General features: G+C 66.7%; 4 protein-coding genes and 1 pseudogene. All 5 read left to right on the forward strand.

Annotated features, from left to right (window positions below):
* Nucleotides 1-4 precede the first annotated feature (4 nt).
* Nucleotides 5-1213, forward strand: a complete 1209-nt coding sequence (locus tag ACK543_RS15080) for a formate dehydrogenase subunit gamma (protein WP_409943645.1) — start codon at nt 5-7, stop codon at nt 1211-1213.
* Between the two features lie 14 nt (nt 1214-1227).
* Nucleotides 1228-1533: pseudogene (locus ACK543_RS15085) on the forward strand (hypothetical protein); the annotation flags it as partial.
* Between the two features lie 333 nt (nt 1534-1866).
* The gene (locus ACK543_RS15090; protein WP_409943646.1) at nt 1867-2880 is read left to right on the forward strand and encodes a formate dehydrogenase accessory sulfurtransferase FdhD; all 1014 of its coding nucleotides are present in this window, start codon (nt 1867-1869) and stop codon (nt 2878-2880) included.
* 107 nt (nt 2881-2987) lie between these two features.
* Nucleotides 2988-4727, forward strand: coding sequence for a C13 family peptidase (locus tag ACK543_RS15095; RefSeq protein ID WP_409943647.1), 1740 nt, complete (start codon nt 2988-2990; stop codon nt 4725-4727).
* Between the two features lie 38 nt (nt 4728-4765).
* Nucleotides 4766-7285 carry an ABC transporter permease gene (locus ACK543_RS15100; RefSeq protein ID WP_409943648.1) on the forward strand — a complete coding sequence of 840 codons (2520 nt, stop codon included), beginning with the start codon at nt 4766-4768 and terminating at the stop codon, nt 7283-7285.
* Nucleotides 7286-7562: the final 277 nt, after the last annotated feature.

Genomic DNA, 7562 nt, shown 5'->3' on the forward strand with positions numbered 1-7562 from the left:
GTCCATGAAACACATCATGTGGTCTCTGGCGCTCGTGGGTTCGATGGTCGGCGGGGCGGTGCAGGCGCAGACGGCTGCACCCGCCGGTGCAGAGCCCCCAGCGGCTGCAGCGCCGGCTGGCCCTGCGGCGACCGTGGGCGGGGTCAAGGGCCAAAACATCTTTGAGGTGCGCCCGGATGCGAGCAGCGACCCCAAATACGCCGAGCAAACCAATGCCGAGCGCGCCAAGGTGCAACCCGGCAACAACGCGCCCATGTGGCGTCAGGTGGGGCAGGGCGTCACGGGCTACAGCAGCCTGCCGGCGACGCAGGCCCCAGAAGCAGGCAACCTGATCCAGCCGTTTGTGCAGTATCCCGGCTCGCGCTACACCAACGCGGGTGATGCATGGCGCCAGGTGCGCAACAACTGGATCATCCCCTACGGCGCCGCGCTGTTTGCCATTGTTTTTCTGGCGTTGGGCATTTTCTACTTCACCAAAGGCCCGCTGGGGCATGAGCACCCTGATGGGACGGGCCCTCGGCGCATCGAGCGCTTCACACCGTTCGAGCGTGCAGCGCACTGGTCCAACGCGTTTGCCTTCATTGCGCTGGCCATCTCTGGCATCGTGATGGCGTTTGGCAAGTTTTTCCTCTTGCCCATACTGGGCGCGTCGCTCTTTGGCTGGCTGACGTATGCGCTCAAGAATGTGCACAACTTCGTGGGGCCGTTGTTCGCGGTGTCGCTGGCAGTGATCATCATCACCTTTGTGAAGGACAACATTGCCACCCGTGCTGATGTCGACTGGCTTGCCAAGGGCGGCGGCATGTTGGGCAAAGGTGATAACCACGTGCCGTCCCACCGCTTCAATGCGGGCGAGAAGGGACTCTTCTGGTGGGGCATCACCATTCCCGGCGTTGTTGTTGTGGTATCCGGTCTTGTTCTGGACAAGCTCATTCCCGGTTTCGGCGATGTGCGCAGCGACATGCAGATTGCCCACATGATCCACGCCTCGCTGGCGATCTGGATGATGGCCTTGATCTGCGGTCATATTTACATGGGCACCGTGGGGATGAAAGGCGCCTTCAAGGCCATGCGAACCGGTTACGTGAGCGAAGGCTGGGCCAAGGAGCACCATGAGCTGTGGTACGACGATGTGCAGGCCGGCAAGATCCCTCGCGAGCGCAGCGCCAATCCTTCGCCGGAGACCCCTGTCGTCAAGCCGGTTCAGGCGTGAGCATGAGGAGCACCATGAAACACTTCACACACCATCGCTTTGGCCGCCAGTGGCTGGTCGGTCTGTGCGCCCTGGCCTTTTGCGGCGCGGCGCTGGCCAAGCTGCCTGCGCCCTCGCCTGAGGCAGCCGCAAAGGCTGCCGAGGCGGCTGCGCGCACCGCCTGGGTTGGCAAGGTTGATAACTACAAGCTGTGCCTGTCGCAAGACCGCGTGGCCGACCACTACCGCAAGACGACGCCAAACGCCAAGCCTGCGGCTGCAAGCCCGGGTGCCTGTGTTGACCCCGGCCCGTTTGCCTACACCCCACCAGCTGCCAAGCCGTAGCAATCGGCTGGCGCCTTCGCCCAAAGCCTGATGCTGCGCCATCGCGCCCGTAGTGAATTCGGCGGAAGTGCCTGACAAATCGCGTGCATTGCCGCTGAGCCACCGGAGGAGCCCAATGCTCCCGCGCCGTGCGGCCTGTTGGGTGGTGGGGCCCTCGGCCGCGTAACGCCGCCTTGGTGATTGGGTGTTCTGCTGGGGTGCCGATGCAATGCCCGTGGAGTAACCTTGACGAAGTGCGCGAACACAAGCGCTCATCACGCCGCGGATCGCTGTCATGCCCTGCTGTCTGATCCGTATAGTCCGTTCATGATCGACCCCGCTGCCCCCACCATGCCGAGCCGCTTGCCACGCCTGACCCGCGCCCGCGCGCCGCTCACCCATGCAGTGCAGGTGATCAACGAACACGGCGAGCAGGAGGCAGTTCAGATTCCGGCAGAGCGCCCGCTGACGGTGTATGTGGACAAGCGCGAACTGGTCACGCTCATGACCCTGGGCGCTCACCCCGAACTGCTGGTGCTGGGCTATCTGCGCAACCAGCGGCTCGTGGATTTCCCAGGCGACATCGAATCCATCACCGTGGACTGGGATGTGCACGCGGCTGCGGTTCGCACGCGCCGTGGCATTGCGCGCATCAAGGAGCGCACCGCCAGCAAGGTCGTCACCACGGGGTGCGGCCAGGGCAGCGTGTTTGGTGGTTTGATGGACGAGGTCGACCGGATCGTGCTGCCGCCAGCGACGCTTTCGCAGGCTGAGCTCTACGGCATCGTCAATGCGATACGGCTCAAGGAAAGCACGTACAAGTCGGCAGGCTCGGTGCATGGCTGCGCGTTGTTTCGCGGCGCGCAGTTGCTCACCTTTGTTGAGGATGTGGGCCGCCACAATGCCATTGACACGATCGCTGGCTGGATGTGGATGCACACGGAGGCCGGCGTTGACGATCCGGCAGATGGCGAAGGCCTGGCCGATGTGGCGGCCTCGCCGCCGCCCATGGCGTTCCCCCGCGAACACGCTTTGGCAGAGGCTGCAATGCCTGCACGCCGGTCCGATCATTCGCCCATGCAGGGGGCCGACAAGGTCTTCTACACCACGGGTCGTCTGACCAGCGAGATGGTCATCAAGTCGGCGCAGATGGGGGTTCCTATTGTGGTCTCGCGCAGCGGCATGACGCAGATGGGGCATGCGGTGGCCCAGCAACTGGGCTTGTGCGCCATTGGCCGCGCCACCAACCGAAGATTTGTCTGCTACAGCGGTGCAGACCGGCTCATCCTGCAGCCTGAACTGGCACGGTCGCCGCCGCTGGCGATGCAGGACGGCAGCTCGGCCGCTGTCGCTGCCGCCGCTTGAACTGCCCGTGGGCCGGCCCTGACGCGATTCCCGAAGGATGCGTTCTGTCCTGCCCCCGCGATGAACCTCCCTCTGATCTGCAGCCCGTCGATGGCATCATTGCGCGTATGAAAGAACTGACTGTTCCCGGCTCCTGGGCCGACACCCTCCCCAGCCAGTGGGGTCCCATTTCGCCCGAGATCGAAATCCCGCTGCCGGGCGCGCAGGCAGGGGCAGACAGCGCGCAGCCCGGCGAACCCGGCGCAAACCGCCTGCCGCTGGCAGCCTGGCTGCTTGAGGGGCTGCGCGCCGCGTGGTTCCGCAGGCCGCGCACCGGGGCTGCCAGCCCCACGCCTTGGCAACTGCTGGTGCTGTCGCTCCTGGGCGCGGCGCTGCCGCTGGCCGGTTCATGGCTTGAAATTTCGGGCCCGGCGCAATTTGACGTGCGCGGCTGGCTGTCGCCCATGTGGAGCTCGCTGGTACTCCTGTGGTTTGCGTGGTGGGCCATTCGCCCGGCGGCCGACGATGCTGGAACCAGTGAAGGCGCACCCCGTGGTGGACTGGCCGCATGGTATGTCCTGATGACCTGGGCGCCCATGCTGCCCACGCTGCTGCTGTATGGCCTGCTGGCCTGCATTGCCCGCTGGCCCGCGATGTGGGTTGATTCTGTGGCCGAGGTTGCGTTGTGGATTGCGTATGGCCTGCTCATGGTGTGGGTGATTGCCGCACTCATTGTGGTCAGCAGCCACTTCATTCGCTCGCGCTGGCGTACGGCGGCCTTCTCGCTGGCTCTGATCGGCGTGGTGGTGGTCGGTATGTGGCAGTTTCCGGACCGGCCGTGGGCGCCAGCGCCTGACGAACTTGCCCAAGGTGCTGCCGACGCTGAATCGACCAGCGCGCCGCCCACACTGGCGTTGACGCAGTCTGTTTTTGAGACGCAGCAAGCGCTCTGGCACGAGCAGCTTTTGGCGCTTGCCCCGGAGCGCCCCGGCCTGACGGACGTGTACGGACTGGTGTTCGCGCCGTATGCCGACGAGAACGTATTCCGGCGCGAGAGCACCATGGTGAGCGAACTGCTGGAGCAGCGCTTTGACGCCGCAGGACGCGTGCTACACCTCGTGAACCACGCTGGAACCGCCGCGACGCACCCTTGGGCGACCCCCGAGAACCTGCAACGCGCGCTGTCCGCACTGGCCGACCGCATGGACCGCGCGAATGATGTGCTGGTGGTTTACCTGACCTCCCACGGCGCGCGCAACCATGAACTGGCCGCATCGCATGGGCCGCTGCAGGTGTCGCCCGTCACGCCCGAGCTGCTGCGGCGCTGGCTGGACGAAGCGGGCATTCGCAACCGCGTGATTGCCGTATCGGCCTGCTATTCGGGCGGCTGGATTGAGCCACTGGCCACCGACACCACCCTGGTGATGACCGCCGCCGATGCGACCCATACCTCCTACGGTTGCGGCAGCCGGTCTGAACTGACGTTCTTTGGTCGGGCAGTGTTTCATGAGCAATTGCGCCAGACGCACTCGTTCGAGCAGGCGTTTGCTGCGGCGGTGCCACTCATACAGCAGCGCGAGGTGGAGGCGGGCAAGTCAGACGGGTTCTCCAACCCGCAGATTCACGTGGGTGAGCAGATTCGCCCGGTGCTGGCGGACCTGGTGGCCCGGCTGGGGGGCACATCGGCGCGCCCCGCGGCCGAGCCGGAGGCCGGGCGCACCAGCGCGCTGCAACGGCAAGCGCCAGGGGCGACCCATGCCAGCGATACGACGCCGCGCGCTGGGGGTGCATTCGAGATCGCGGGCCAGGGCGTGGTGGCGATTGGCGCGACCGCCATGGATGCATCCGCCACATCGACAAAACCCTGAGCAAACCCCTTGCTTTGGGTTTGCGCTAAGGTAGCCCGATGAACCTGTCTTTCCTGCGTCTGGGCTGGCGCACTCTGGCGCGTGACCTGCGCGCGGGCGAGCTTCGCTTGCTGATCGTGGCGGTCACGCTGGCGGTGGCTGCGCTGACCTCGGTCGGCTTCTTCGCAGACCGTCTGCAAGGCGGATTGCAGCGCGACGCCCTGCAACTGCTGGGCGGCGATGCCGTGGTGGCCAGCGACAACGCCACGCCAGCGTCTATCGTGGAGCGCGCTCGCGCCCTGGGGCTGCAGACCGTGACCACGCTGGGCTTTCCCACCATGGGCCGTGCCAGTGACGCCCAGGGCGGTGCCAGCAAACTCGTGGCGCTTAAAAGCGTGCAAGCTGGCTACCCGCTGCGCGGAAGCCTGCGTGTGGCAGATGCTCCGGGTGCGCCCGATGAGCCTACCCGCGACATCCCCGCGCCTGGCGACGTCTGGGTGGATGCGCCCCTGCTGGAGTCGCTCAACCTCTCGATGGGTGACCAACTGCTGCTGGGCGATGCGCAACTGCGTATCGCGCGCATCATCGTGATCGAGCCTGACCGGGGTGCGGGTTTCATGAGCTTTGCGCCGCGCGTCATGGTCAACGAAGCCGACCTGCCCGCCACCGGCCTGGTGCAGCCCGCCAGCCGGCTCACCTACCGCTTTGCCGTCACCGGGCCTGCCGCAGCCGTCAAGGAATTCACGCAGTGGGCCGATGCCGAGGTGCGTAAGCCCGAAGTGCATGGAGCCCGCCTCGAATCCCTGGAAAGCGGCCGCCCGGAAATGCGCCAGACCTTGGACCGCGCGCAGAAATTTCTGAGCCTTGTGGCGCTTTTGGCCGCGCTGCTGTCGGCCGTGGCGGTGGCCCTGGCGGCGCGTGGCTTTGCAGCTGAGCACCTGGATGCGTCGGCCATGCTGCGCGTGCTGGGCCAGAGCCAGCGCACCATTGCCGGGGCCTACACCACCGAGTTTGCGCTGATCGGGCTGTTTGCCAGCGCGCTGGGCGTGGCGCTGGGCTATGTGGTGCATTACGCTTTTGTGCTGTTGCTGGCCGGTCTGGTCGAGTCGGCCCTGCCCCCGCCGAGCCCGTGGCCGGTGGCTTTTGGGCTGGGCATGGGCCTTACCCTGCTGCTGGCGTTTGGCCTGCCCCCGGTGCTGCAGCTGGCGCAGGTGCCGCCGCTGCGGGTGATCCGCCGTGATGTGGGCGGGCTCAAGCCGGCCTCTCTGGCGGTTCTGGGGGTGGGCGTGGCTGGCTTTGCCGCGCTGCTGCTGGCCGTGAGCAGCGACGTCCGGCTGGGGCTGATCGCCGTGGGGGGCTTTGCGGGTGCGGTGCTGCTGTTTGCGGCGCTGTCGTGGCTGGCCGTGAATCTGCTGCGCAAGGGTGTGAACGAGTCCATCGCGCCGCGCTGGCTGGTGCTGGCCACGCGGCAAATTTCGGCGCGCCCGGCCTATGCGGTGGTGCAGGTCAGCAGTCTGGCCGTGGGCCTGCTGGCGCTGGTGCTGCTGGTGCTGCTGCGCACCGACCTGGTCCAGAGCTGGCGCCAGGCCACGCCGCCCGATGCGCCGAACCGTTTCGTCATCAACGTGATGCCCGACCAGGCGCAGGCCTTCCAGCAGCGCCTCAAAGATGCAGGCGTGGAGCGGTATGACTGGTACCCGATGATCCGCGGCCGCCTGGTGGCCATCAACGGCCAGCCTGTCGGCCCCGAAAACTACACCGAAGACCGCGCCCGGCGGCTGGTGGATCGGGAATTCAACCTGTCCAACGCCGAGCAGGCCCCCGCCCACAACCAGGTGACGGCAGGCCGCTGGACACCGGGCGAGGAGGGGGCCATCAGCGTGGAAAGTGGCATTGCCGACACCCTGGGTCTGTCGATGGGAGACCGCCTGCGCTTTGACATGGGGGGCGTGCAGGTCGAGGCCCGCATCACCAGCCTGCGCAAGGTGGACTGGGGTTCCATGCGCGCCAACTTTTTCGTGATGTTCCCGGTGGAGCAGGTCAAGGACGTGCCGGTGACCTACCTGGCCGCCTACCGTGCCCCCGAAACCCTGGGTTTTGACAACGCCCTGGTGCGGCAGTTTCCCAACATCACCAACGTGGACCTGGGGGCCTCCATTGCCCAGGTGCAGCGCGTGCTGGAGCAGGTGATCCGCGCCGTGGAATTCCTCTTTGCCTTCACGCTGGCGGCCGGGCTGGTGGTGCTGTTTGCGGCCGTGACCGCCACACGCGAGGAGCGCGCGCGCGAGTACGCCATCATGCGTGCCGTGGGGGCCCGCGCCAGCCTGCTGCGCCAGGTGCAGCGGGCCGAACTGCTGGGCGTGGGCCTGCTGGCGGGCTTTCTGGCCAGCGCGGTTGCGGTGGGTGTGGGCTGGGCGCTGGCGCGTTATGTGTTCGACTTTGCCTGGACAGCGTCGCCCTGGGTGCCGCTGGTCGGTGCGGCGGGCGGCGCGCTGCTGGCGCTTGCGGCGGGCTGGTGGGGCCTGCGCGAAGTGCTGCAGCGCCCGGTGGTGGACACGCTGCGGCGCGCTGCCGAGTAGGCGGCACGCGCTGCCGGTGGCGCCGCCCAGCGCACCGCCCGTCTCTTGCTTTTGGGGGCTTTTGCCCGCATGTCCTGGGTTTGGAGCGCCATGCGGTGTTGTTCCTCCTTGCAGGCACGAGCCTGCCGCGTCGTCCCGCCTTGCCTGGCACCCCAACAGCAGCGCTGGCAAATGCATCCAACTGCTGTTTTTAGGCTCAGCCTGGTCGGCCTGCCCGGTGTCTTGAGCGCCGGTCACCACGGGAGCGCCCGTGCGCGCCCGTGGCCTGGTGGAAAGC

Source organism: Acidovorax sp., assembly GCF_046341535.1.
Lineage (GTDB): Bacteria > Pseudomonadota > Gammaproteobacteria > Burkholderiales > Burkholderiaceae_C > Acidovorax.